The following is a 24,847-nucleotide window of genomic DNA, read 5'->3' on the forward strand; positions in this document are numbered from 1 at the left end:
TATCGCTCATGATCGTTCGCAACCTCGAAGAAGCACGCAAGACCGATCGCATGGTCACCGCCGCCAACGGCAACTGGGACAGCACACGTTTGTCCTTGGCCCAGGACGGCGGCAAGTGCTCGTTTCACATTACCCGGATTTACGAAGGTACTGAAACTCACATTCACTACAAGCACCATTTCGAAGCGGTGTACTGCATGGAAGGCGAAGGCGAGGTTGAAACCCTGGCCGATGGCAAGATATGGCCGATCAAGCCAGGCGATATCTACATTCTCGATCAGCACGATGATCATTTGCTGCGTGCCAGCAAGACCATGCATCTGGCCTGCGTATTCACACCGGGGCTGACGGGTAACGAAAATCATCGGGAAGACGGCTCCTACGCGCCGGCGGATGAGAATGCGTAACGCAAGCAGTAGGGCATCGCTCTAGACAGGGCATTCCCGTTTGCGGAAAATAAGTATCACAATAAAAGCTCCAACGGTCTGTTGGGGCTTTTATTGTTTCCCGTACAGAAAACGGAGTTTTCGTCGATCGTTGATGCACTCAAGGAGGTGTTTGCATGCTAACTGATACTCAACGCGATATCGTTCGCAAGACCGTTCCGATCCTAAAAGATCAAGGTGAAGCCATCGCTTCCCACATGTACCAGCGAATGTTCGAACAGGACCCGGAGGTCAAGCTCTACTTCAACCCGGTACATCAGATCGAGGGCACTCAGCCTCGGGCCCTGGCCCGTGCCATTATCGTTTACGCCCAGCACGTCGACGAGCCGGAGGTGCTGACGGACGCGGTCGAGCTGATTGCACAAAAACACGCCTCCCTGACGATCAAACCCGAACACTATCCCATCGTCGGGCGCAATCTGCTGGCATCGATTCGGGAAGTGCTGGGCGACGGCGCCACGGATGAGGTCATTGATGCCTGGGCGGCCGCCTATGGCATGCTGGCGGATATTTTCATCGAACGGGAACAGCAGATCTATACCGGTCAAGAACAGACTTTTGGCTGGCACGACCACAAGGAGTTCGTCGTTGCGCGCCGAGAGCCGGCCAGCGACAACATCGAATCCGTGTATCTGGAGCCTGCGGACGGTCATTCTCTGGAGACCCAGAAAGCCGGCCAGTATATCGGCATCCAGAAGAGGGTGTCCGAGGATCGCGTGGCCATGCGCAACTACAGCTTGTCTAATGCCCCAGGGGCATCGTATTACCGCATTAGCGTCAAGCGCGAACTGGCACCGAACGATCAAACGCCGGACGGCGTGTTCTCCAACTATCTGCATGATCATCTGGCGGTGGGCGATCGGGTACTGCTGACGCCACCTTGCGGTAATTTTACCCTCGAGTTGCCGACCGACCCGCAAAAGCCTGTCGTCTTCATTGCCGGCGGCGTGGGCGTCACGCCGTTGCTGTCGATGCTGCACGACGCACTGGATCGCTCTACGTCGGAAAGACCGCTCATCTTCATTCAGGCGGTGGAAAACGGCGCCGTGCATCCTTTCAAGGACGAGATCGGCACACTCATCGCCGAGCACGACAATCTGAAAGTACATGTTCGCTACAGCAAGCCAAGCGCCAGCGACCGTGAACATGGCCGCTTCGACAGCGAAGGCTATGTGGATGATGCGCTGCTGGAATCCTTGGTTGGCGATAGAAGCGCCGTTTATTATTTCTGCGGGCCACCGGCGATGATGGGTGCGGTCGATAAGATACTGGAAAAACGCGATGTGTCATCGAGCGACCGACGTTTCGAGTATTTCGGCCCAGCGGGAGACGACGTAGCCTGAGGCTGGCAAAGCGACATGATTCGGGCAGACGTGAACACAATATCGAGAAAAGCGTCTGCCAAAGCGCAGCGAATACTATCTTTGAGCAACCTTTCTTATACTTCGCATAATGTATATTATGTTAAATACAGTATTATTAGATGATTTCCATATCATGTTTAATCGACCTGTCTCAAGCACGTTACAGGAATCAGACTGACAATACCCACAGGATGACAAACGTCCTAGCGCTCTCCTTTCTTTCTACTTATCCCTCTACCTTTCTGCTTGTCTCTCGACAAAGACAGCGATCAGCGCTTCAGCTGTAGCCTATTAAAATGTACTCTTCCAGGCGCGTGCATTCAGATAGCGATCTTCAGAAATCCAACGAAGGAGTGATATGTGAGCGATTCGACACGGCAAAGCGTTACCACCCTTGGTAGAAAACGCCTTGCTTACCCTTACGCTTTGGCCATGACGGCCGGTTTATGGATGACACTCACGGCTCCCACTGCCTTGGCCTTCGATTTTGAAGACGTGGCAAACAAGGCAAAACAGCTCGGCCAGCAAGATTATCAGCCACCGGAAACCAACACGACCCCAAAGCTACGAGACCTGGAATACGAGCAATACGCTCAGATTCAGTATCAAATGGACCGTGCTCTCTGGCGCGATGAGAAACTTCCCTTTAATTTAAGTTTTTTTCATGAAGGGATGCACTATGTCAGCGCTGTAAAAATGAATGTCATTGATGATAACGGCGTTCATGAAATCCCTTTCAAACCTGAAAATTTTCATTACGGTGACGTAGCGCTTTCTGAGGAAGATCTTCAGGATCTAGGCTTTGCGGGACTGAAGATTCACTTTCCAATCAACAATCCCGATACCATCGACGACGAAATCATGGTGTTTCAAGGAGCCAGCTATTTTCGTGTGATCGGTCGCAACCAAATTTACGGACTGTCCGGTCGCGGGCTGGCAATCGATACGGAAACCCCCTCAAAGACGGATGCACCTTCCGGTGAAGAGTTTCCCGATTTTCGCGAATTCTGGATTGAGAAGCCTGGCCCGGACAGTGACTCCTTGACCATATTCGCGCTGCTTGATTCTCCCAGTGCCACGGGTGCTTATCGCTTTGTCTTGCAGCCTGGTGAAGATTCCGAGCTCGACGTGAAATCGCGTATTTTCCTGCGCAAACCCATTCAAAAACTGGGTATTGCGCCACTGACCAGCATGTTCCTCTTCGGCCCCAGTCAGCCCTCGCCCACACTGAACTACCGCCCGGCCATACACGACTCCAATGGCTTGCTGGCCCATGGCGAGAAAGCCGGCTGGATATGGCGCCCGCTGGTCAATCCCACCAATGTGGAAGTGAGCGATCAGCATATCGAGTCGCTGAAAGGCTATGGTTTGCTTCAGCGCAGCCACGATTTTCGTGACTACGAGGATTTGATCGATCGCTACGATCTGCGTCCGAGCGCCTGGATAGAACCACAGAACGATTGGGGGCCAGGTTCCCTAGAGCTAATCGAGATTCCTACGAAAAACGAAACCAATGACAACATGGTAGCACTGTGGATTCCGGATGAAATGCCAGAAGTTGGTGAAGCGGCGGATTTCAACTACCGCATGTACTGGACCAAGAACGAAAGCCAATACCATGACTCGTCCCTGTCTTGGGCCGATAGCACCATGCGTTCTCGCGGCGAGGTACGCCAAAATGATCTGATTCGCAAGCCGGATGGGTCTATTGCGTTCATCGTCGATTTCAAAGGGCCTGCGCTTGATTCGTTGTCACCGGATACACAGCCTACCGCTCAAATCAAGGTGGGTGACAACGGTGAACTGGTCGAAAGCCAAGTTATCCGCAACACAGGTGAAGGCGGCTGGCGTACCATCTTGCGGGTCAAACGCAGCAACGATACCCAGCCGCTGGAGATACGAGCGCACTTGCAAGACGGTGATCGTCCTCTTTCAGAGACCTGGTTCTATCGTATGCCCGTTGCCAATTAAAGAAGATATCAACGAGTAGAAATCAATGCACACCGGCTGTTGCATGGTTCTTGAACAGCCGGTGTGATTTTTCAATTCACTTTATCTGTAACAAGAATCAGCTGGATTGACTCATCTCGAAGGCATGTTTCATTAATGGAAAAACAAACGCTAGCAGGCAAAAAAGAACGGTTTATAGGGCTTGAGTGGCTGCGTTTCTGGCTCGGACTCTACATTGTCATCTTCCACACCCTGCATACCTATAAATCGATCAGCGGATGGTCCGGATACATTACGGACATCGGCTTTTTTTCTACCAGCGCCTTCTTCGTTCTTTCAGGATTTCTTCTGGCCCACGTCTATCTTGATGATCGCCAGCGCATGCGTGAGCCTGCCAGAAGCTTCTGGATCAAACGTTTCTCCAATCTTTATCCGATTCATATCGGTGCGGTTCTCCTGGCCATGGGGGTCTCGACTCTGGTGGGCTATCTGGCCATTACCGAGGCGGATGCGAACGCATCGATACGCTTCGTGCTTTACGACACCAACAACGGTTCAAGCCTGGAAAGCATCACCCACTACATGAGCAATACCGAATTGGCGGTGAGCGGCTTTCTCAATCTGACCTTGCTGCATGCCTGGAATCCGTTCTATCTGACTTTCAATCCGGTGACCTGGTCCATCTCCGCCCTATTCTTTTTCTATCTGACCTTTCCCTGGATGGCACCCCGGCTGTTTCGTATCAAGTCTCCTTTCAAGGCCATGGTGCTCGTCAATGCGATCTATCTGATTCCGCCTATCATCGTGATCGCCTATACGAATTTCGGCATGCCCGAAACCGGCATTCTGCATCGAAATCCTTTGATACGACTGCCGGAGTTCCTCGCCGGCATTCTGCTTTGTTCGTTTTATACGAAACGCAGAGAACTGGGCCTCAGGATGGGACGCGTTGCGCAATCATTGGCGCTCTTGTTCGTAACCATCTGTATCGTCGTCGGCGTATGGCTGCTGCGCCATCATGCTCTGCCTGGTACTATTTACTGCACAATGGACTGTTACTGCCTGCCCAACTCACGCTCATCTTCGTGGTAGCCCACTGGTCACCCTCCTCCAGCCCACGCACGCAACGTCTGGCTCACCGTCTGGGAGGTGCATCGCTACCCATGTTTGCGCTTCATGTCCCTCTTTTTGTCATCTTTACACGGATTGAACGAGTCCTGAGCGGCGAGCCGAGTCTTTGCTTGACCAGCATTCGCCAGTGCATGGATGCAGCGGGTGACACTTCCATATGGCTGTACCCTCTCTTCTTGTTGTTTACCGTACTGTTTTGCATGATGTTTCAGGAAACTTTCGTACTGCGCGTTCGACAATGGGTGCAAGGCAAACTGTTAAGACCAGAACGCAGATCCGTCTAGCATCGGTACTCGTTTGCCCTCTGAGAACTGATTGATGTAACGGCCATGTTGCTTCGTCCAGAACGGATGCATGGACGTTTGCACATGGACTCCTTATCATCAGGCCCATTTGCCAGGCGGGCTTGTCGGCAAGCAAGCGCGTGTAATGATGGTTTTCAAGGATTTCAATGATCATGCCAATACGAAATGCGATGCTGGCATTCACCGCCGGAACACTTCTCTTGAGCGGTTGCACGCTTCAGCCTCAAACGCAAGACGATGGTCGATTCAATGCGTTGGTCACCACGCCTCAGCTCGATTCGCGCTTGAGTGCTTTGGAAAATAGCCTGGCTCAGCGCTGTGAAGGCGACGTTGATCGCTTCTCGGCGCAGACAGCGCGCCTCGACGAGGTCGGAGAAAGCGTCGATTCCATGAAGGGCGCGCTAGGATCGCTGCGAGCGGAAATCAAGAATCTTGGTAACGAAGCGAGCGCCCCGCCCGCGGATTGCCCCACCAGCGATATAGAAGCATTGGAAAACAAGACGCTGCTAGGACGCACCGAATGGGTCGGCTTTCCTACCATCGGCACCTATTTGAAGGCACGAGTCGATTCCGGTGCCAATACCGCCTCCATTTCCGCGAAAGACATCACCGAGTTCGAGCGGGAAGGAGAAAACTGGGTGCGCTTCAAACTGGCGCTCGACGAAGACGATACCGTCATCGAAGACGTTCGTGATAAACCGATCGAGGCAGAGATCACTCGGCGTGTGCGTATCGTTCAAGCCTCAGGAGAAGAGAGCCGACCGGTCATCACCTTGCTGATGCGTCTGGGGCCGATCAAGCAAAATGTCGATTTCACCCTCAATGATCGCACTCATCTGGACTACCCGGTACTGCTTGGACGGCGCTTCATGCTGGATATTGCATTGATCGACGTATCCCAGACCTACCTGCACGAACGTCCTGAATACCCAGGCGGTGAATCTGCCGACAGCGCGGCTCAAGACGAAGCCAGCGATAGTAAAGACGATAAGGAATAACGCTTTTATGTCTCGTGTCCCCTTTTATCTTCTGGTCGGTGTCTTGTTGGTAGCCGGCATCGCGGTAACCATTTATCGCCATGTTGCCTTTGAAGTGCCCTGGGTACCCGGCGAACAGCGCCAGGTCTGGGAAGTCGAAGCCCAGGTCAACTTCATTGCCGAAGGCGAATCCGCCAAGGTAAATCTTGCGCTACCCTCCAACCAGGAAGGCTTTCGCATCCTGACGGAAAACACAGGCTCTTCCGGCTTCGGACTCTCCTTTCTGGATGATGATAAAGGGCGCCGGGCACAATGGGCTACGCGAGAAGCCAAGGGAAGCCAACAGCTCTATTATTCGGTACAGCTTTTAGTCGCGCCCAATGCTGCTCAGCCTCGGGTCGAGCCCCCGCCTCCGGATCAGGACGTGTCTTGGGCGCGCCCCTATGATACGGCAGCAAAAGAGGTCATCGATCAAGCTTATCGACGCTCCTCAGACGCCTTTACCTTTTCTCGGGAGTTAGCCCGCGCTTTCAGCGGCGATCGTCAGGACGAGAATGCCCGCCTGCTGTTGACTCAGTTCGATCGCCCTACTCTGCTGGTGAAACTGCTCAATCAGGCCGGTGTTTCGGCCCGTAAGATTCATGGTCTATTGCTTGAAGACGGGCGTCGGCGGCAAAGTCTGACCACCTGGATACAGGTTTTCGATGCGGACAATGATTGGGTCATTATCAATCCCACCAGCGGCGAGCAGGGCCGCCCTGACAATCTATTGCTCTGGGAGGCTGGCGATCAGGCGGCTCTCGAGGTGCAAGGCGGGCGCGATTCGAAGGTCACTTTCTCCATGCTACAGCACAACGAACCGGCTTCCGTGGCGGTGCGCAATCAGCTGGCCAACGACACTCTGCTCAATTTCTCGATCCACAGTCTGCCCCTGGAAGAACAGTCGCTATTCAAGACCATTCTGCTGATTCCGATCGGCGCCCTCGTCGTCGTATTACTGCGAGTTCTGATCGGCATCAAGACATCCGGCACCTTTATGCCAGTGCTGATTGCCCTTGCCTTCATCCAGACCACGTTGTTCACCGGCCTGGCAGGGTTCTTGCTGGTCGTTGCCGTCGGCTTGGTGATCCGCAACTATCTGTCCTATCTCAATTTGCTATTGGTGGCGCGAGTGTCCGCGGTGATCATTACGGTCATCGCCATCATCTCGATCTTCTCTGTCGTTGCCTATCGCATGGGATTGAACGCTGGCCTGACCATCACCTTCTTCCCGATGATCATTCTGAGCTGGACCATCGAGCGCATGTCGATTCTGTGGGAGGAGGAAGGCCCCAAGGAAGTATTGATTCAGGGGGGCGGCAGCCTGCTCACGGCGGTCCTTGCTTATCTGGCCATGAACAATCCCTGGATACGTCACATCACCTTCAACTTCCTGGGCGTACAGCTGATCTTGATGGCATTCATTCTGCTACTGGGCAACTACACCGGTTATCGGTTGCTGGAACTACGCCGTTTCAAGCCGATTACGGAGGATTGAGGCCATGTGGGCGACGCCATCTCAGCTCAGAATAAAAGGCATTATTGGCATGAACCAGCGCAATATTCGCTATATTTGCCGTTATAACGACCGTCGTCTTTATCCACTCGTAGACGATAAGCTACAGACGAAGCTGCTGGCCAAGCGTTTCGGTGTCACGACGCCGGATCTGATTGGCACCATCAGCAACCAGTTTAGCGTCAAACATGTTGCCAAGATGGTCGAAGGCCACTTGGGCTTTGTCATCAAACCCGCCAAGGGTAGCGGAGGCAAGGGTATTCTGGTGGTGGAACATCAGGATGCAGAAGGTTATGTCAAACCCAGCGGGCATCGCTTGCACCGCGAGGATCTTGAACGCCATGTCTCCAATATTCTGTCAGGGCTCTATTCCCTGGGGGGATCGCCCGACGTGGCCCTGGTGGAATCATTAATTGCTTTCGATGAGTCATTGGCGCAATACACCTATGAAGGCGTGCCGGATATTCGTGTGATCGTATTCAAGGGCTATCCGGTCATGGCTATGATGCGCTTGTCTACTGCCGCCTCGGATGGCAAAGCAAACCTGCATCAGGGCGCGGTCGGTGTCGGGCTGGATATCGCCACTGGTACCGCTCTGCGCGGCGTGCAGTTCGATCGTACGCGACTGGATCATCCGGATACCGGCCAGGAACTGGTCAGCCTGCAGGTTCCCCATTGGGACACGCTGCTCACGCTTGCAGCAAGTTGCTATGAAATGACAGGGCTGGGCTATCTGGGCACCGACATGGTGCTCGACAAAATTCATGGACCCATGCTGCTGGAGCTCAATGCGCGTCCGGGGCTTGCCATTCAGATGGCCAATGGTGAAGGTCTTCGTAAGCGACTTGACCTTGTCGAGCGGCAACCGGAAGGCGTCGATGTAGAGGCACGCGTTGCCTTTTCACAGCAACATTTTGCCCGGCGCGGCGAACTGCAGGCGGCAGCGCTTGCCTCATGAGTCACCACATGCAGACAAACGCGGGGAAAAGATGAGTGATCTATTCAAGCATCTTGAAACGGCTGAGTCGGGCACTCGGCGTTCATTATCGCCGCTTCTTGACGCCGTTCGCTGGAACGCGGACGGATTGATTCCCGCCATCGCGCAGCAGCACGACAGCGGCGAGGTCTTGATGCTGGCCTGGATGAGCCGGCAATCCCTGGAAGAGACGCTGCATAGCGGACGTGTTTGCTACTGGTCTCGCTCCCGATGCAAGCTTTGGCGCAAGGGTGAATCTTCCGGTCAGACGCAGCATCTGAAATCGGCTTATCTCGACTGCGATGGCGATACCCTGCTGCTTAGCGTCGAACAAACCGGTCCTGCCTGTCATACTGGCAGGCGCAGCTGCTTCTACGTTGCGCTTGACGACGAACATGGCCAGGTGGATACCAAGCCTCTCATCGATCCGAGCGCCCTTTATGGCAGCAAGGATTAAACGAACGCTGGGGCGCGGCCTGTCCATTCTCCTGATCGGCGCTATCCGCCTTTATCAGTACGGCATCAGCCCCCTACTCGGCCCGCGCTGCCGTTTCTGGCCTTCTTGCTCCCACTATGCCATCGAGGCGTTGCAGCTTCACGGCCCTTTCAAGGGCGGCTGGTTCGCGCTTAAGCGTATCCTCAAGTGCCACCCCTGGCATGCTGGCGGCGTCGATCCGGTACCGCCCTCTTCACCCCCTTTCTCTTCCACCGACTGCCATCACCATTCTGGTACTGGCGACGAATCGACCAAGTCTTCTGATAAACAATCGCGCTGATGGAATGCTCATTAACCTGGTTTGACTAGCCGGCCAGCCTTTCCTGTTCCGCTACCCCGTAGATGCGTGTGAGCATGGCATGCAGGCCATTGGCTCGTGTCGGCGAAAGATGCTTGTCGAGTCCTAGTTCCTCGAGAAAGTGCGGCGTGGTTTCGGCAATCTCGTCGGGGGAACGATCGTTGTAGATGCGCATCAATACCGCGATCAGCCCAGAGACGATGGCGGCATCCGAGGTCGCATCGAAATGCACTGCCTCGCCCTGACGCTCATGATGAATCCATACGTTGGATTGGCAGCCATCGATTTTCGTTTCCGGCGTCTTCAAATCCTCAGGGAACGTCGGCAACTGCTTGCCCATGTCGATGATGTATTGGTAGCGATCCATCCAGTTGTCGAACAGGCTAAATTCTTCGATCAGATCAGCTTGGGCCTGCTGAATACTCATCGCCTTACCTCCCGGCTATTTCAAAACGGCTTAATAGTATACCGGTCAAGGCCCGCAGCGTCTGTATCTACGTTCATCATACTTGTTTATTTGGTAGTAACTTAGCTCAACCTATTATTTACACAACTTAATTTTAATAGCTCAAGTTAATAACTCGAGTTAAATCAAAAATAATATTTTGCTCTTCATCTACAACTAGACTACTTTCTAACTAGTGACTTTGAGACTGATAGGAAAGTCGGTTCTTTCGTCACAAGCGTGAATCACGTTGAAAACTCGAATGAAAGGATCTTTCATTCAATTGAGATACAAAAAGGATGCTTGCCCATGCAACACCCAGTCGACGGAAACTCCCGCACATTTCGGTCTCGTCTAAGAAAAAAAGGTATGAAAAAAGCTCTACTGGCGAGTCTGTTCTTGATGGGTTTCATCAGCCTGTCAGCCTGTGAATCTGAAGATGAAAGCTTCGATACCGATGCTTCAAGCACTTCTGAGCAGTCTTCATCATCTGAGAATGAAGCCAAAAGTGAAGAACAGTCTTCCTCACAAGATGGTCAGGAAGAGCGTCTTGAACCGGATGAAAAGCCGAATGAAGAACAAAGCGGCGAGTCAGAAATTTCTGCTAGTCAGGAAGACAGCGAACAATCTGAGGCGTCTTCCGATGGCGAGAAAAAACGCGTAACGCCTGAAGAGCTAAATTCAGAAAATTAAGTACTATTTTGAAAGTAAGTGAATTTCAAAATAGTCATGAACCAGTAAACAATCATAATTCAAGGAAGGAACTGATATGAAACTACTAAGCACACTCCCCCACGCTTTTGCCGTCAGCGCTCTGGCACTTGCTATTGCCAGTGGTTCTGCGTTCGCGCAGGACGATGACACAGATGGCGGAATTGACGTCACCGTCGACCAAGCCAAGCCGGAAGTCAGCGTCGATCAGCCACGCCCCACCGTAACAGTCGATCAGCCACAGCCGAAGATCAAGGTATTTCAGCCCGCACCGGAAGTCACTGTCAGGATTCCTGAGCCGCGCATAGAAGTCACTCAGCCGGATGCCAAGGTTACAGTGGATATGCCCGATCCCAACATTGACATTAATCAGCCCAAACCTGACATATCTGTTGATGCCGATCCGGACGTTGATTTCAATAAAGCTGAACCCAAAGTGCAGATGCAGGAAGCAAACAAGGCAAAGGTCAATCTGAACAGAAGCGATGAAAAGCCTGAAGTCTCCTACGAGCAAGAAGAAGCCAAGGTCACCGTCCAGCGCGAGGGTCAACAAGGACAGTCTCAAGGTTCTCAGTCTCAGAAGTCATTAATGGAGATGAAAGGCGAACAGGTCGTCGATCGCACACTGATGACATCGGATGGCAATGAGGCCGGCCAGGTCAAGGAACTTGTCATCGACAAGGACAGCAAGAAGCTGTTTGCCGTCATTGGCGTCAAGGGCACAAACGATGAAGTCGTGATGCCGCTTGATGAGCTGCAGCTCGAACAGGATCAGCTCAAGGTCGACAAGAGCGCTGAAGAGATTGAGAATGAAGAAACTTACGACGATAGCGAATATCAGCCTATCGCTCTAGACGTACCTATTAACCAGTTCGCTCAGTGATAATGACCGTTAGTTCATAAATCGCTGCTAAGCTGGCTATGATGAAACAACAATCAGCGGAATATTCCGCTGATTGTTGTTTATAAAAAGTCGATTTATTTTTCAAGTTGGTGTGCAGCAAGCTGACGCTGCCATTCGTTTGCTTCGGCGTGCAAATAGCGAGCGTAGTATCAAGGCGTGAATGACGCGCTGTCTTGGCTAGATAGCGCAGTTCGATACCTGACTGGGCCTGATGCGTGATCGCGGTATGCCGCAGCCAATGTGGTGTCGCCTTCCGCAGTGTTCGCGCAAAGACAGCCCCGTCCTGATCTACCTCAATCTCTCGTGCAGCTTCTTCAAAACTCGTTTTGATCAACCGATAAAGCTGGTTGTCCCCCAAACCGCGTTGACCGTTCAAGCCTCTTAGCACCGGCCCAGTCTCATACGGCTCTGGCAATGCCTTTAGTCCCAGATGCTTACGCCATTCTTCTAGCAGCACGAGCATATCCGTGGGCACCGGAATGCTTGCTAGCTTGTCGCCCTTGCCGACTACGCGCCACCACCAGTGGCCTTCTCTACACACGAAATCACCCATCCGAGCAGCCGCCATTTCACTGATGCGTGGCGCCAAAAGATAGGCAAAGCCAAAGATCAATCGTCGACGCTGCCAGACAAAGCGCGTTCGCGAACTCGCGCCCTCCTCTAGCGGCCGATTTAGCCACTGCCACAACCAGTCCCATAATGGCCGCTCCAGATAGCGCTCGATATCTTCCTGTCGATTGTCCAGACGTCGGCGCTTGTCCCGCATCAAACGAAACGGATTGTGTGCTACCCAGCCTGCTTCCACTAGCCAGCTGAATAGTCCTTGCAATATGACCAGGCTCTGACGTCGGCTTGCGGCGGTCAAGGGCCGCCGAAAGGGACGCCACTCGGGGTGAGCGCGAGACCGTGGCGGCCCGACCCATTGCTCAGTGGGTCGCGGGTCGGCCAAGAAATGTTCGAACGCGTCGAGCCGCTGGCGATCCAGGTCCGCAAGGCTTAGCTGCTGAGCCTTCAGCCATAGAAGCAAACGTTCCGCCTCCTTGCGATAGGCGCGGAAGGTCTGTGCGCTTGCGGTGTACTCGTTAAGCCACTGACCTACCGCCTGAGCATCGTTATTGGCGGGGATATGCACTGAAGCAGTAGCTGGGATCGCTTGATACAGCAATGCCGTGCTCTTCGGCTCAACCGGTGTGGCCTTTTTATCGCCACTACTTCTGCCTTGCCAATATTCATTCGTCATGCTGCGCGCTTCTACTCATCGATACTTTATGACGGCATTGTTTATCTTATGTAGCAAATATTCAAGATAAGGCGCGTAATCATGAATTTTCAATTGCTATGATAAATAAAATTACGTTTTACATATTACGTAATAATTTAATTTGGATTCAAATAGCGCTAATATGCGCCGTATCACTGCTTATTTAGCAGTCAGTATGAACAGGAGAGCATCATGGCCCGTAGCGGCGTTCGATACGAAGACGTACAAAAAGCCATTCATCAGCTGCTGCAACGGGGCGAAACGCCCGGGGTACAAAAGATTCGCGAAGTGCTGGGCACCGGCAGCTTCACCACCCTTAGCGAGCACCTGCGGCAGTGGAAGATCGAGCGCGAGGAGAATCGCGACGAGCGCCCGCCCAAGACCTACCCGAACCCCTGCAGACACTGACCCAAGAGCTGTGGCGTCAGGCTCAGGAAGCGGCTCGCCAAAGCCTGGTCCAATATCGTGAAGACGCGGATCAGCGCGTCCGCGAGTCACAAAGCAGCGTTCAGGAAGCTCAACGAAAGGCCGAGGACGCCGTCCAGCGCGAATCCGCCATGGCCGAACACTTGGCCACGCTACAGACACGCCTGGATGAAAAGAGCACGGCTTTGGCTCAAGCCCAGGCGCAACTTGATAAACACCATACCGAGCTTGAAAGCGCGACAACCAAGATCGCTCGTCTGGAAGAACAACTTGATCGGTTACGAGAAAAAAGTGACGCCGAAGCAGCGGAATACAAACAGGCCTTGGACGAACAGACCCGGCAATACGACACCCGACTTGCTCAGGAAGAACAGCGCCACGAGACCGCCGAAGCCAGACTCATGACGCTACTTGACGATGCCCGACGCGAACGCCAGGAGCAGGAAAAGCAACATATCAAGCGTCAAGCGCAAACGGACAAACGTGCCGAGGGATTGGAAAAATCACTGCAGGAACAGCGCGCAGCGCTGATTGAAGAGGAAGCGCGACATAGGGAAGTGAAATGGGAGCTGCGTCGTTACCAGGACACCGAGCGAGAAATGGCCTTCAAACAAGAACAGTTGGAGACTCAGATCACCGAGCGGGACCAGAAGCTTGAGCAGTTGCAGGAAACGCTGCGAGAGGCCGAGACACGACTGGCAATGACACCATTACCACCCTTCGTTTACTAAGGCTAAAAACGAAAGCGGAAAACCTAGATAGGTAGCCCGCTTTCAGCAGCATCGTTACCGGATCGATCAATAGTAGGCGTTGGTCGTGTCAGTGTGATCCGTCACATCACGAATGCCGGCAAGTTCTGGAATGCGTTCGAGCAACGTGCGCTCTACCCCATCCTTGAGGGTCAGATCGACTGCGGCGCAGCCTTGGCAGCCGCCGCCGAACTGCAGCACGGCGATATCCTCTTCCGTCAGCTGGATCAAGCGGATTTCACCGCCGTGAGCCGCCAGACCGGGGTTGATCTCGCTGTAAAGAATGTAGTTGACGCGATCTTCCAGCGGGCTGTCCGCATTGACCTTGGGCATCTTGGCGTTGGGCGCCTTGATGGTCAGCTGGCCGCCCATGCGATCCGCATTGAAGTCGACGACTGCTTCTTCGAGAAACGGCAGGCTGTTCTTGTCGAGAAAGACGGTAATCTTGTCGAGGGCCAGCTTTTCATCGCTGGGCTCTTCTTCACCGGGACGGCAATAGGCCAGGCAAGTTTCTGCATAGGGTGTGCCCGGCTGGGTGATGAAGATACGGACGGCAATGCCTTCGACGTTCTGCTTCGACAGCAGCTCGGCAAGATACTCTTCGGCGCTATCGGTGATCTGGATGTTCTCGCTCATGGAAACGACTCATCATGAAAGTTATGTCTCTCATGGTAAGAAAAAACCGCTCGCAACACAATCCCGAGTGAAATACTCGGATTGTATATCTGCTCATTTGAACGTCCAACTTTCGTACATTGGGTGTCATAGCAACTTGCTATACATAGCAAGTTGCTATAGATTCTGTGCAAGAATAACAGGACATCGCTAGATACATATAATTACACAGAAGCGTATATGGGAAGCTAAAAAGACGTATCCGACAGCCTCCACGGCGCTAGAGACGTGGTATCGGCTGATGAAGTCAAATGATCCAAAGGACTTCGACGCCATGAAGTCCTTGTTTCCGGCAACCGACAAGGTGGGCAGCTTTCACATTTTTGACATCGGTAGTAACAAGTTACGACTTATCGCAGTTGTTCAATATCAAGCAAAGAGAGTCTACATCCGCTATATCCTTGATCACAAAGAGTATGACAAGGGAAAGTGGAAAAAGGGGTAACCATGCACGCACTCGTTGAACAAGCCACTGAGCACTGGAGCTATCTTGCGCCTTTGCTGAGTAATCCATCCTCCGAGGCTGAGTATGATGCTCGGGTCGATGCCTTGGATGAAATACTCGGTCTCATCGGCGATGATGAATCCCACCCACTGGCAAGCTTGGCCAGCCGTCTGGGGGATGTAATCGAAGCCTATGACGTGGAGCATCGTCCAATGCCAGAGGTGTCTGGCGTAGAAGTGCTTCGCTACTTAATGCAGGAACATCAAATATCTCAGAGCGACTTACCCGAAGTAGGTGCTCAGTCCGTGGTTTCGGCAATCCTTGCTGGACGGCGTAAGCTGAATTGGCGCCAAGTTTGTGAGCTATCAGAGCGTTTCGGAATCTCTACAGACTCGTTCAAGGAGCCAGAATTGAAGTCTCGCGTCCTCGCCTGAACGAAGCGCGATCGCCTTACTGCCTGCCCCGCATCGCGCGCTTTCTGATAGGATATTTAGACAAATTTAAACGCCTCTCAGACAATGATGCGCCCGGGTCGCCGGTACGCATTTCCCTGACCGTTGGAGATCGACGCTGACTATGGCCGCCGCTACTTCCCATACGCTTCTCGCGCCTTTAAAAAACACTCTTTCGAATCGTATCCTGATTCTGGATGGCGGCATGGGTACCATGTTGCAGAATGCCCGCTTGAGCGAAGAAGAGTTTCGCGGCGAGCGCTTTGCCGACTGGCCGTCCCAACTACAGGGCAACAACGATCTGCTGGCGCTGACCCAGCCCGATCTCGTACGTCGTATCCATCGGGACTATCTCAAAGCCGGCGCGGATATCATCGAGACCAACACCTTCAATAGCACTCGCTTGTCCCAGAGTGACTATGGGATGGAAGAACTGGTGGTGGAACTCAATCGCGAGTCCGCTCGCCTGGCGCGTCAGGTATGCGATGAGGTTGGCGAAGAGACCGGCGTGCCGCGCTATGTGGCCGGCGTGCTGGGGCCAACCAGCCGCACTGCATCGCTTTCGCCGGATGTCAACGACCCGTCCAAGCGCAACGTCACCTTCGATGCTCTACGAGAGAACTACTATGAAGCCGCCACTGCCTTGATCGAGGGTGGCGCCGACTTCATCATGATCGAGACCATCTTCGATACCTTGAATGCCAAGGCAGCAATCTACGCCCTCGAAGAATTGTTCGACGATCGCGGTGAGCGCCTACCGGTGATGATCTCCGGCACCATCACTGATGCTTCGGGCCGCACGCTCTCCGGCCAGACCACTGAGGCGTTCTGGAACTCCGTGCGCCACGCCCAGCCTTTCTCCGTGGGTTTGAACTGCGCCCTTGGCGCTGCGGAACTGCGCCCCTACCTGGAAGAGCTTTCCAGCAAGGCGGACACCCTGGTTTCCGCCCACCCCAATGCGGGGCTGCCCAACGAATTCGGCGAATACGATCAATCGCCGGAAGAGATGGCGGTCATCATCCGCGAATTCGCCGAAAGCGGCCTGTGCAACATCATCGGCGGCTGCTGCGGCACCACCCCGGAGCACATCGGCGCGATTCGAGACGCGGTCGATGGCCTTGCACCACGCGAAATTCCCGAACGCCCCGCTGCCTGCCGGTTGTCGGGCCTTGAACCTTTCAACATCGAGGCGGATTCGCTGTTCGTCAACGTTGGCGAGCGTACCAACGTTACCGGTTCCGCCCGCTTCAAGCGCCTGATCAAGGAAGAGGATTTCAACACCGCCCTGGAAGTGGCCTTGGAGCAGGTGGAGAACGGCGCCCAGGTGATCGACATCAACATGGACGAGGGCATGCTCGATTCCCAGGCGGCAATGGTGCACTTCCTGCACCTGGTTGCCTCAGAGCCGGATATTTCCCGGGTGCAATCATGATCGACTCCTCGAAGTGGTCGATCATCGAGGCAGGACTCAAGTGCGTTCAGGGCAAGGCAGTGGTCAATTCGATCTCCCTCAAGGAAGGCGAAGACGCTTTTCGGGAACAGGCTCGTGCCTGTCGGCGGTTTGGTGCTGCCATCGTGGTCATGGCCTTTGATGAAGACGGCCAGGCAGACACCATGGCGCGTAAGACCGAGATCTGCGAGCGGGCCTATCGTCTACTTGTGGATGACATTGGTTTTCCCGCAGAAGACATCATCTTCGACCCCAATATCTTCGCCATCGGCACCGGTATTGAAGAACATAACAACTATGCGGTGGATTTCATCGAGGCCTGTCATTGGATTCGCCAGAACCTGCCCCACGCCATGCTCTCCGGCGGTGTGTCCAACGTCTCTTTCTCGTTTCGCGGCAACAACACCGTGCGTGAGGCGATTCATTCCGTCTTTCTCTATCATGCCATCAAGGCCGGGCTGACCATGGGCATCGTCAACGCCGGTCAGCTGGGGGTCTACGACGATCTGCCCGTAGAACTGCGTGACGCCGTGGAGGACGTGGTACTCAACCGTCGCGAGGACGGCACCGAACGGCTGCTGGATCTTGCCGAACGCTACAAGAGTGACGCCGGTAGCGGCCCCAAGAAAGAGGATCTCGAGTGGCGCGGCTGGGAGGTCGAAAAGCGCATCGAGCACGCCCTGGTCAAGGGCATCACCGCCTATATAGAAGAAGATACAGAGCTTGCCCGCCAACGTGCGCCGCGCCCCATCGAGGTCATCGAAGGCCCGCTGATGGATGGCATGAACGTGGTCGGCGACCTGTTCGGCGACGGCAAGATGTTCCTGCCTCAAGTGGTCAAGTCCGCTCGGGTCATGAAGCAGGCGGTGGCCTATCTACTGCCCTATATCGAAGCAGAGAAAAGCGAAGACACCCAGACCAAAGGCAAGATCGTCATGGCCACGGTCAAGGGCGACGTTCACGATATCGGCAAGAACATCGTCGGCGTGGTCCTGCAATGCAATAACTATGACGTGGTGGATCTGGGCGTGATGGTGCCGGCGGAGAAGATCCTGCAGACCGCCAAGGACGAGAAAGCCGATATCATCGGGCTTTCAGGGCTTATCACCCCATCCCTGGACGAGATGGTGCATGTGGCCAAGGAGATGCAGCGTCAAGGGTTTGAGCTGCCGCTGCTGATTGGCGGCGCTACTACCTCCAAGGCCCATACCGCGGTCAAGATCGATCAACAGTACGATCATCCGGTGATTTATGTCACCGATGCCTCCCGAGCGGTGGGCGTGGCCAGCCGCCTGCTGTCAAAGGAGGCAAAGCCGGCCTACGTTGCCGATATTCATGCCGAGTATGAAAAGGTACGCGAGCGAAACGCCAAGCGCCGGCCAAAGGCGGCGGATCTCTCCTATGCCGAAGCCCGGGAGCGGCGCTTCCAGCCGGATTGGCAAGGCTATACCCCACCGGCGCCGACCTTTACCGGCCTCAAGGTGTTCGAGCACTACGATCTTGAAGAGCTGGTCGAATTCATCGATTGGACGCCGTTCTTCATGAGCTGGCAGCTGGCAGGCAAGTACCCGAAAATTCTGGATGATGAGGTAGTGGGCGAAGCGGCCCGCAGCCTGTTTGACGATGCTCAGACCATGCTGCGCAAGCTGGTCGAGGGAAAGCACATCAACGCTCGGGGCGTGATCGGCCTGTGGCCGGCTAACAGTGTCGACGACGATGTCATCGAAGTCTACGCGGACGAGTCTCGGGAGACGGTGATCGAGCATCTGCATCATATCCGTCAGCAGATGACCAAGAATCGCGACGGCATCTGCTACAGCCTGGCGGATTTCATCGCCCCAAAAGAGACCGGCAAGCCGGACTGGATCGGCGGCTTCGCGGTCACCACCGGCCATGGCGCCGACGAACTGGCCAAGGAGTATGAAACCGCCGGCGATGACTACAACGCCATCATGGTCAAGGCGTTGGCGGATCGTCTTGCAGAGGCCTTTGCTGAATGCATCCACCAGCGGGTGCGCAAGGAGTACTGGGGCTATGTGCCTGAGGAAACCCTCGACAACAGTGCCATGATCGCCGAGAAATATCAGGGCATCCGCCCTGCTCCCGGCTACCCGGCCTGCCCGGATCACACGGAGAAAGCGACCCTGTTCCGCCTGCTGGACGCGCCGGCCAAGACCGACATGATCCTGACCGATAATTTCGCCATGTGGCCCGCAGCGGCAGTCTCGGGCTGGTACTTCGCCCATCCCGAGTCGAAGTATTTCTCCACAGGCAAGATCACCCGGGATCAGGTCGAGATGCTGGCGCAGCGCAAGCGGATGTCCATGAGCGAGCTTGAGCGCTGGCTGTCGCCGGTGCTTTCCTACGACCCGGAATGAGTCGGGAGCCTGGAGTGCAAGAAAACGCCCGCATCCTTTTTGGATGCGGGCGTTTTCACTGTAGAACACATACCTCGGTCACAATGATCGCGTAGTTTATCCTTCGACGATCATCACCGACTTGACGTTGACGAACTCCTTCATGCCGAAGCCGCCATGTTCACGACCGTAGCCGCTGTCCTTGACGCCGCCGAAGGGCAGCTGCGGCTGGGCCAGACGATAGCCGTTGATATTGACCATGCCGGTATCGAACAGGTTTCGCGCGATATCGATGGCGCGCTTCTCGTCTTTTGAGAAGATGCCGCCGCCGAGGCCGTAGCGGGAGTCGTTGGCGACGCGAATGGCCTCATCCTCGTCCTTCACGCGAATCAAGGACGCCACCGGTCCGAACAGCTCTTCGTCATAGGCGGGCATGCCGGGCTTCAAGTCTTCCAGCACGGTGCTGGGGTAGAAATAGCCCGGACCATCCGGAATCTCGCCCCCGAACACGCAGGTGGCACCGGCATCGATGGAGCGCTTGACCAGGTCGTGCAGGGTGTCGCGCAGATCGTCCCGAGCGATCGGGCCGAGCATGGTGTTCTCGTCGGTCGGATCGCCGTACTCGATCTGGCGCATCTTCTCGACGAACTTGTCGCGGAACTGCTGATAGACCGAGTCCACCACGATGAAGCGCTTGGCGGCCACGCAGGTTTCGCCGTTGTTGTAGATGCGGCCTTGGGCGCAGGTTTCAACCGCCAAATCGATGTCCGCATCATCCAGGACCAGGAAGGCATCGTTGCTGCCCAGCTCCAGCACGGACTTTTTCAGACATTCCCCGGCCTTGGCCGCCACGGCGCTGCCGGCCCGCGGGCTGCCAGTGAGGGTCACGCCGCGCACGTGTTCGTGCTCGATGAGCTGATTGACCTGATCCGCGTCGATGAGCAGATTGCGGAACACGTTCTCCGGCAGACCCGCTTCCCGGAAAACCTTCTCGATCTCCACTGCCGCGCCCCAAACGTTGGGAGCGTGTTTGAGCAGCACGGTGTTGCCCGCCATGATGTTGGCGATGCTGTAGCGAACCACCTGATAGAACGGGAAGTTCCAAGGCTGAATACCCAGAATCACCCCAATCGGCTGATAGCTGACCAGCGCACGGCCACCCTCGAGCTCGCGCTCTTCATCCGCCAGTTCCTTGGGTGCCCTATCGGCGCTGTATTCGCAGATCGCGGCACATAGTTCGATCTCATCGCCACCTTGGGAAATCGGCTTGCCCATCTCCTGGGTCATCAGTGCAGCGTACTCGTCCTTTTTCGCCCGCAGACGCTTGGCGATCTCGCGCATAATGTTACCGCGCTCCTCGAGGCTGGTCTTGCGCCACTTCAGAAAGGCTTCATGCGAGTCACGAACGGCCTGCAGTGCCTGGTCATCGCTGATTACTTCATAGGTGGCAATGGTCTCGCCGGTCGCCGGATTGATGGTTTGGTGTGTCTTTGCCATGTCATTCATCCTTTTGCAACAGTCCATGTAACCCGTGCAGGACGGGTGTGAACGAGAGCACGGTCGCGTTGGACGGCCAGGCTTCTCGTTGGGTGTGTCACAGGCTAGGCCAGATTCTTGATATCACGCAAATGCAATTTGGTTAAAAGTGATATGCATGAAACTGATTCCACCTATGATGCACGCCAAGAAATCAGCGCTCTTTTAATAACCTTAAGATCAAATAGAATGACTATTTATTCTTTCACAGAATATCAAAGGCGTTGTATGGTCGTATCCGTTACCCAGGTTCTTTGTGCCCTGAGCGGCGCTTTTAAAAACGGATATGCCCCGTATGTATCGGTACGACACCTACGATCAGACCCTCGTCGATGAACGCGTCGTTCAATTTCGCGATCAAATGGAACGCTATTTGTCGGGGCGGCTAAGCGAGACCGATTTTCTGCCCCTGCGCCTACAGAATGGCCTGTATATTCAGCGGCATGCGCCGATGCTGCGCATCGCCATTCCCTATGGGATGCTGTCTGGCAGGCAGCTGCGAGTCTTGGCGGACATTGCTCGACGCTACGATCGCGGCTATGGCCATTTCACCACCCGCCAGAATCTACAGCTCAACTGGCCCAAGCTGGAAGACATTCCGGATATTCTGGCGGAACTCGCGCAAGTACAGATGCACGCCATCCAGACCAGCGGTAACTGCATTCGTAATACCACCACAGATCAGTTCGCCGGTATTGCCGGTGACGAAGTGGAAGATCCGCGCCCCTGGTGTGAATTGATCCGCCAATGGTCGACCCTGCACCCGGAATTCGCCTATTTGCCGCGCAAGTTCAAGATCGCCGTAACCGGCGCCGAGCAGGATCGCGCCGCCATTCAGGCCCACGATATTGGTCTGCGCCTATGGCACAACGATGCGGGTGAGCTGAGAATTCGCGTATTGGCGGGCGGCGGTATGGGCCGCACACCCATGCTGGGAGATGTGGTTTGTGAAGATCTGCCTTGGCAGCATCTGCTGACCTATCTCGAGGCCTGCGTTCGCGTATACAACCAGTTTGGTCGCCGGGATAACAAGTTCAAGGCGCGTATCAAGATCCTCGTCAAGGCTCTGGGCATAGATGAATACCGGCGGCGCGTCGAAGAAGAGTGGGTACATCTCAAAGATGGTCCTCAGACCCTCACTCAGGCGGCCATCGATAGTGCCAAAGCTCACTTCCCGGAGCCGGAACGACGCGCTGTCAGCGAAGCCGCTATTGCTACCTACGAGCAGCTTCGCCAGAACGATCGCGCCTTTGCCCGTTTCGTGACCAATAACGTTACCGATCATATCGTGCCGGGCTACAAGGCGGTGACGCTATCCCTCAAGCGCCGCGAGCTTGCCCCTGGCGACGTGACCGCGGATCAGATGGAGGCAGTGGCGGATCTGGCGGATGTCTTTGGCTTTGGTGAACTGCGAGTGACCCACCAGCAGAATCTAGTGTTTACCGACGTGCCGGTGGATGAGATCGAGACGCTGTGGCACAAGCTGCAGGATCTGGGCATGGCCAATCCGACCGTTGGCACGTTGAACGACATTATTTGCTGCCCGGGCGGTGACTACTGCGGTCTTGCCAATGCGGTATCCATTCCTATCGCCCAGGCGATTCAGGAACGCTTCGACGATCTGGACTATCTCTACGACCTGGGCCCTCTGGATCTGAACATCTCTGGCTGCATGAACGCCTGTGGCCATCACCACGTTGGCAACATCGGCATCCTCGGCGTCGATAAAAAAGGTGAGGAATACTATCAGATATCCCTAGGCGGCAACTCTTACAACGATGCCTCCCTGGGCAAGATATTGGGCCCCTCATTCTATCGCGAGGATGTGCCCGAGATCATCGGCAAGGTGTTGAATGTTTACGTTGAGCAGCGCCACGAAGATGAACGCTTTCTAGACACCTATCGCCGTATCGGCATCAAGCCTTTCAAGGAGCAGGTATATGCCTAGCAGTGCAATCAAGATTGACCCCGAGATCTATCAGGACGATCTCACCGACACTCTGTTGATCAAGCAAGGTCAGCCCATATCAGATGCCTGGAACCTATCTCGAGATGAAGCGGACTTGCCGGCTTTTCGCCCTGCCATCGTGCCTTTGTCACTATGGCGGCAACATCGCGAGCAGGACGATCTCGCCCCCTGGCTTGCCAGCGATACCGAGCTTAGCCCTGAGCTGGTGGTTGAACTGCATGATGCCCCACTGATCGCCATCGACTTTCCGGCGTTTACCGATGGCCGTGGCTATACCCTGGCCAGACTTCTGCGTGAGCGTCACGGCATTGAAGGTGAGATTCGCGCCATCGGCGATGTACTGATCGATCAGCTTTATTATATGACCCGCTGCGGCTTCGATGCCTTGGCGCTGCGAGAAGATCAATCCCTGGAACATGCGCTGCGCTGGCTGAAACCCTTCAGCGTCAGCTATCAGACGGGAATCGATGTTGGTGAAGCCCTGTTCGAGCGGCGCCTGCGGGAAGCTAGTTAAGCCTAAGGTTTGTGTAAATATGGCTACGCCGCCCTTTTTTTGGGCGGCGTAATTGTTTCAAGATCGCAATGCGAAATGGAAAACCTAGCCTCTGCGCTTTTGCTGCCGTTCTCGATTGCGTGCTCTAGCGCGCTCGGACTTGCGCAGCATGACATAGGTGGCGCCAATACCGCCATGTGAAGACGTGGCAGACGAATAAGCCTGTACCTGCTCGAACTGCACCAGCCATTTCGCTACATAGGAACGCACTACATTGGCATGACTATCGAGCGCCTTGCCTCGGCCATGTACGATCAACAAGGAGCGAAGGTCGTGTTCGATGGCATCACTCAGAAAGGTAAACAGCTCGCGTCGGCAATTGCGCACCGGTTGCTTGATCAGGTTCAAACGCGCTTCCGGGGCATAGCCCCCATGACGCAAGCGCTCGAGCACGCCAATTTGGATACCATCACGACGATATTCGATGGGGTCATGATGCGGCAACAGATCGACGAATTCGTCCGTCAGGAAGTTGTTACCCTCGCCCTCTTCCACGGCACTTGCTCGACGGGCCAGCTGAGCCTCGCTGGGAGTGCGCGGCGAGCTATTTACATCCGCCTTGTCACGACCCTTGGATAGCGGTCGAACGTTGTCTGCTTCGCCTCCTAGTAAGTGACTGAAATCGGTGTCGCGGTTCAGACAGCGGTTCATGGCGATGCCCTCGACGTATGATTTATTTAATTATCATATCAGATGCTCTTCCCTTTTCTTCAAGCCGTGAACTGGCTGGTTTTTACTCAATCATGTCATCATGGCCTGACTTTTTATCTTCGACTATTGTCATCAGGACACTTCGTGGTTCTTCTACGCCGGTTTCTTCTCGTTTCACTGGTTGCACTTGGCATGGTGCTGTTTTATCTATGGTTCGTGTTATTGAGTCCGTTTGGTTACGAAGCGCCTAAGAATTTGCCGCCCATAGCCAGAGGTGAGCATCAGGTGTTCGTGTACGGCACCTTGCGCTACGGTCTTGTTCGGTGGCTGGTTTACGATCGCTGGGGTAGCCCTCAAAAAGTAACGCTGTCAGGGTTTCGTCGTGAAAAACTTGATTTACACAAGGCACCTCAGGCTCAGGTGGAAGGTTATCTTTTGAATGTCGACGCAACAGAACTCAAACAGCTTGATCGCTACGAGCGTCTGGGAATTCGTTATACTCGCGATCGAGTAACGTTAAGTAACGGAAATTCTGTTTGGGTTTATCGACGCCTGTGACATCATTTTTTGTGTATTTTTTAAATTAAAGATAACGGTATAAATGTTAAGTCGTTTGTCGTCTTTCGCCAGCCCGCTTACACTAGGCTTCGTCCTTGAAAGCAGGCCGTCATCGACCACAGCCTCACATTCTTCTCGCCCCCTCGGAGTCGTCATGAGCGTTACCCAACCTTATATCCTGGTTCTCTACTACTCTCGATCCGGCGC

The 24,847-nt window shown here is 54.5% G+C and carries 20 protein-coding genes and 3 pseudogenes; 18 read left to right on the top strand and 5 right to left on the bottom strand.

Features of this window, described 5'->3' with window-relative positions; translation table 11 throughout:
* Positions 1-8: 8 nt before the first annotated feature.
* From CH74_RS05860 to yidD, 9 genes are all read left to right on the top strand, one after another.
* Positions 9-407, top strand: coding sequence for an ectoine synthase (locus CH74_RS05860; RefSeq protein WP_048306542.1), 399 nt, complete (start codon positions 9-11; stop codon positions 405-407).
* A 155-nt stretch (positions 408-562) separates the two neighbouring features.
* Positions 563-1,789 carry an NO-inducible flavohemoprotein gene (gene hmpA, locus CH74_RS05865; RefSeq protein ID WP_048306543.1) on the top strand — a complete coding sequence of 409 codons (1,227 nt, stop codon included), beginning with the start codon at positions 563-565 and terminating at the stop codon, positions 1,787-1,789.
* 381 nt (positions 1,790-2,170) lie between these two features.
* Positions 2,171-3,781, top strand: a complete 1,611-nt coding sequence (locus CH74_RS05870) for a glucan biosynthesis protein G (protein ID WP_367379098.1) — start codon at positions 2,171-2,173, stop codon at positions 3,779-3,781.
* A gap of 135 nt (positions 3,782-3,916) precedes the next feature.
* The gene (locus CH74_RS05875; RefSeq protein WP_053070644.1) at positions 3,917-4,852 is read left to right on the top strand and encodes an acyltransferase; all 936 of its coding nucleotides are present in this window, start codon (positions 3,917-3,919) and stop codon (positions 4,850-4,852) included.
* 496 nt (positions 4,853-5,348) lie between these two features.
* On the top strand, positions 5,349-6,194 hold the full coding sequence (locus CH74_RS05880; RefSeq protein WP_367379099.1) for an ATP-dependent zinc protease: 846 nt from the start codon (positions 5,349-5,351) through the stop codon (positions 6,192-6,194).
* Positions 6,195-6,201: 7 nt separating this feature from the next.
* On the top strand, positions 6,202-7,710 hold the full coding sequence (locus tag CH74_RS05885) for an inactive transglutaminase family protein (RefSeq protein ID WP_048306545.1): 1,509 nt from the start codon (positions 6,202-6,204) through the stop codon (positions 7,708-7,710).
* A gap of 4 nt (positions 7,711-7,714) precedes the next feature.
* The gene (locus CH74_RS05890; protein ID WP_048306546.1) at positions 7,715-8,686 is read left to right on the top strand and encodes an alpha-L-glutamate ligase-like protein; all 972 of its coding nucleotides are present in this window, start codon (positions 7,715-7,717) and stop codon (positions 8,684-8,686) included.
* 31 nt (positions 8,687-8,717) lie between these two features.
* Entirely contained in the window at positions 8,718-9,161 is a 444-nt protein-coding gene (gene hisI, locus CH74_RS05895) for a phosphoribosyl-AMP cyclohydrolase (RefSeq protein ID WP_048306547.1), read from the top strand.
* A complete protein-coding gene (gene yidD / locus CH74_RS18145) occupies positions 9,145-9,480 on the top strand; it encodes a membrane protein insertion efficiency factor YidD (RefSeq protein WP_082140307.1) in 336 nt (111 codons plus the stop codon). Before hisI ends, yidD begins: the two co-directional genes overlap by 17 nt.
* A gap of 25 nt (positions 9,481-9,505) precedes the next feature.
* On the opposite strand, the gene CH74_RS05900 is transcribed toward yidD, so the two are convergent.
* A complete protein-coding gene (locus CH74_RS05900) occupies positions 9,506-9,925 on the bottom strand; it encodes a SufE family protein (protein WP_048306548.1) in 420 nt (139 codons plus the stop codon).
* Between the two features lie 387 nt (positions 9,926-10,312).
* Here CH74_RS05900 and CH74_RS05905 point away from each other — a divergent pair, with 387 nt between their 5' ends.
* Together CH74_RS05905 and CH74_RS05910 are read left to right on the top strand one after the other, a co-directional pair.
* Positions 10,313-10,636 (top strand): hypothetical protein, encoded by a 324-nt coding sequence (locus CH74_RS05905; RefSeq protein WP_048306549.1) that lies wholly within the window; start codon positions 10,313-10,315, stop codon positions 10,634-10,636.
* A gap of 76 nt (positions 10,637-10,712) precedes the next feature.
* The gene (locus tag CH74_RS05910; protein WP_048306550.1) at positions 10,713-11,537 is read left to right on the top strand and encodes a PRC-barrel domain-containing protein; all 825 of its coding nucleotides are present in this window, start codon (positions 10,713-10,715) and stop codon (positions 11,535-11,537) included.
* Positions 11,538-11,632: 95 nt separating this feature from the next.
* Here CH74_RS05910 and CH74_RS05915 read toward each other — a convergent pair.
* Positions 11,633-12,798, bottom strand: a pseudogene (locus CH74_RS05915) (tyrosine-type recombinase/integrase).
* 213 nt (positions 12,799-13,011) lie between these two features.
* On the opposite strand from CH74_RS05915, the pseudogene CH74_RS17700 reads away from it, so the two are divergent.
* Positions 13,012-13,976: pseudogene (locus tag CH74_RS17700) on the top strand (DNA-binding protein).
* 66 nt (positions 13,977-14,042) lie between these two features.
* Here CH74_RS17700 and nfuA read toward each other — a convergent pair.
* Positions 14,043-14,630 (bottom strand): Fe-S biogenesis protein NfuA, encoded by a 588-nt coding sequence (nfuA, locus tag CH74_RS05925; protein ID WP_048306551.1) that lies wholly within the window; start codon positions 14,628-14,630, stop codon positions 14,043-14,045.
* 217 nt (positions 14,631-14,847) lie between these two features.
* Between nfuA and CH74_RS05930 the strand changes: the two genes are divergently transcribed.
* From CH74_RS05930 to metH, 3 genes and pseudogenes are all read left to right on the top strand, one after another.
* Entirely contained in the window at positions 14,848-15,114 is a 267-nt protein-coding gene (locus tag CH74_RS05930; RefSeq protein ID WP_301280846.1) for a type II toxin-antitoxin system HigB family toxin, read from the top strand.
* Between the two features lie 2 nt (positions 15,115-15,116).
* A complete protein-coding gene (locus CH74_RS05935; RefSeq protein ID WP_048306553.1) occupies positions 15,117-15,548 on the top strand; it encodes a type II toxin-antitoxin system HigA family antitoxin in 432 nt (143 codons plus the stop codon).
* A 142-nt stretch (positions 15,549-15,690) separates the two neighbouring features.
* A pseudogene (gene metH / locus CH74_RS05940) lies at positions 15,691-19,394 on the top strand (methionine synthase).
* A gap of 96 nt (positions 19,395-19,490) precedes the next feature.
* Here metH and CH74_RS05945 read toward each other — a convergent pair.
* Entirely contained in the window at positions 19,491-20,870 is a 1,380-nt protein-coding gene (locus CH74_RS05945; RefSeq protein ID WP_048306554.1) for an NAD-dependent succinate-semialdehyde dehydrogenase, read from the bottom strand.
* A 334-nt stretch (positions 20,871-21,204) separates the two neighbouring features.
* Here CH74_RS05945 and CH74_RS05950 point away from each other — a divergent pair, with 334 nt between their 5' ends.
* Together CH74_RS05950 and CH74_RS05955 are read left to right on the top strand one after the other, a co-directional pair.
* Positions 21,205-22,857 carry a nitrite/sulfite reductase gene (locus CH74_RS05950; protein ID WP_048306555.1) on the top strand — a complete coding sequence of 551 codons (1,653 nt, stop codon included), beginning with the start codon at positions 21,205-21,207 and terminating at the stop codon, positions 22,855-22,857.
* Positions 22,850-23,392, top strand: a complete 543-nt coding sequence (locus CH74_RS05955; protein WP_082140309.1) for a DUF934 domain-containing protein — start codon at positions 22,850-22,852, stop codon at positions 23,390-23,392. Before CH74_RS05950 ends, CH74_RS05955 begins: the two co-directional genes overlap by 8 nt.
* 84 nt (positions 23,393-23,476) lie before the next feature.
* Here the strand turns inward: CH74_RS05955 and smrA are convergent, their stop codons facing one another.
* Positions 23,477-24,082, bottom strand: a complete 606-nt coding sequence (gene smrA, locus CH74_RS05960) for a DNA endonuclease SmrA (RefSeq protein WP_048306556.1) — start codon at positions 24,080-24,082, stop codon at positions 23,477-23,479.
* Positions 24,083-24,226: 144 nt separating this feature from the next.
* On the opposite strand from smrA, the gene CH74_RS05965 reads away from it, so the two are divergent.
* The gene (locus CH74_RS05965; RefSeq protein ID WP_048306557.1) at positions 24,227-24,640 is read left to right on the top strand and encodes a gamma-glutamylcyclotransferase family protein; all 414 of its coding nucleotides are present in this window, start codon (positions 24,227-24,229) and stop codon (positions 24,638-24,640) included.
* The last annotated feature ends 207 nt before the right edge of the window (positions 24,641-24,847 follow it).

This window comes from Halomonas sp. PR-M31 (assembly GCF_001039575.1).
Classification (GTDB): domain Bacteria; phylum Pseudomonadota; class Gammaproteobacteria; order Pseudomonadales; family Halomonadaceae; genus Modicisalibacter.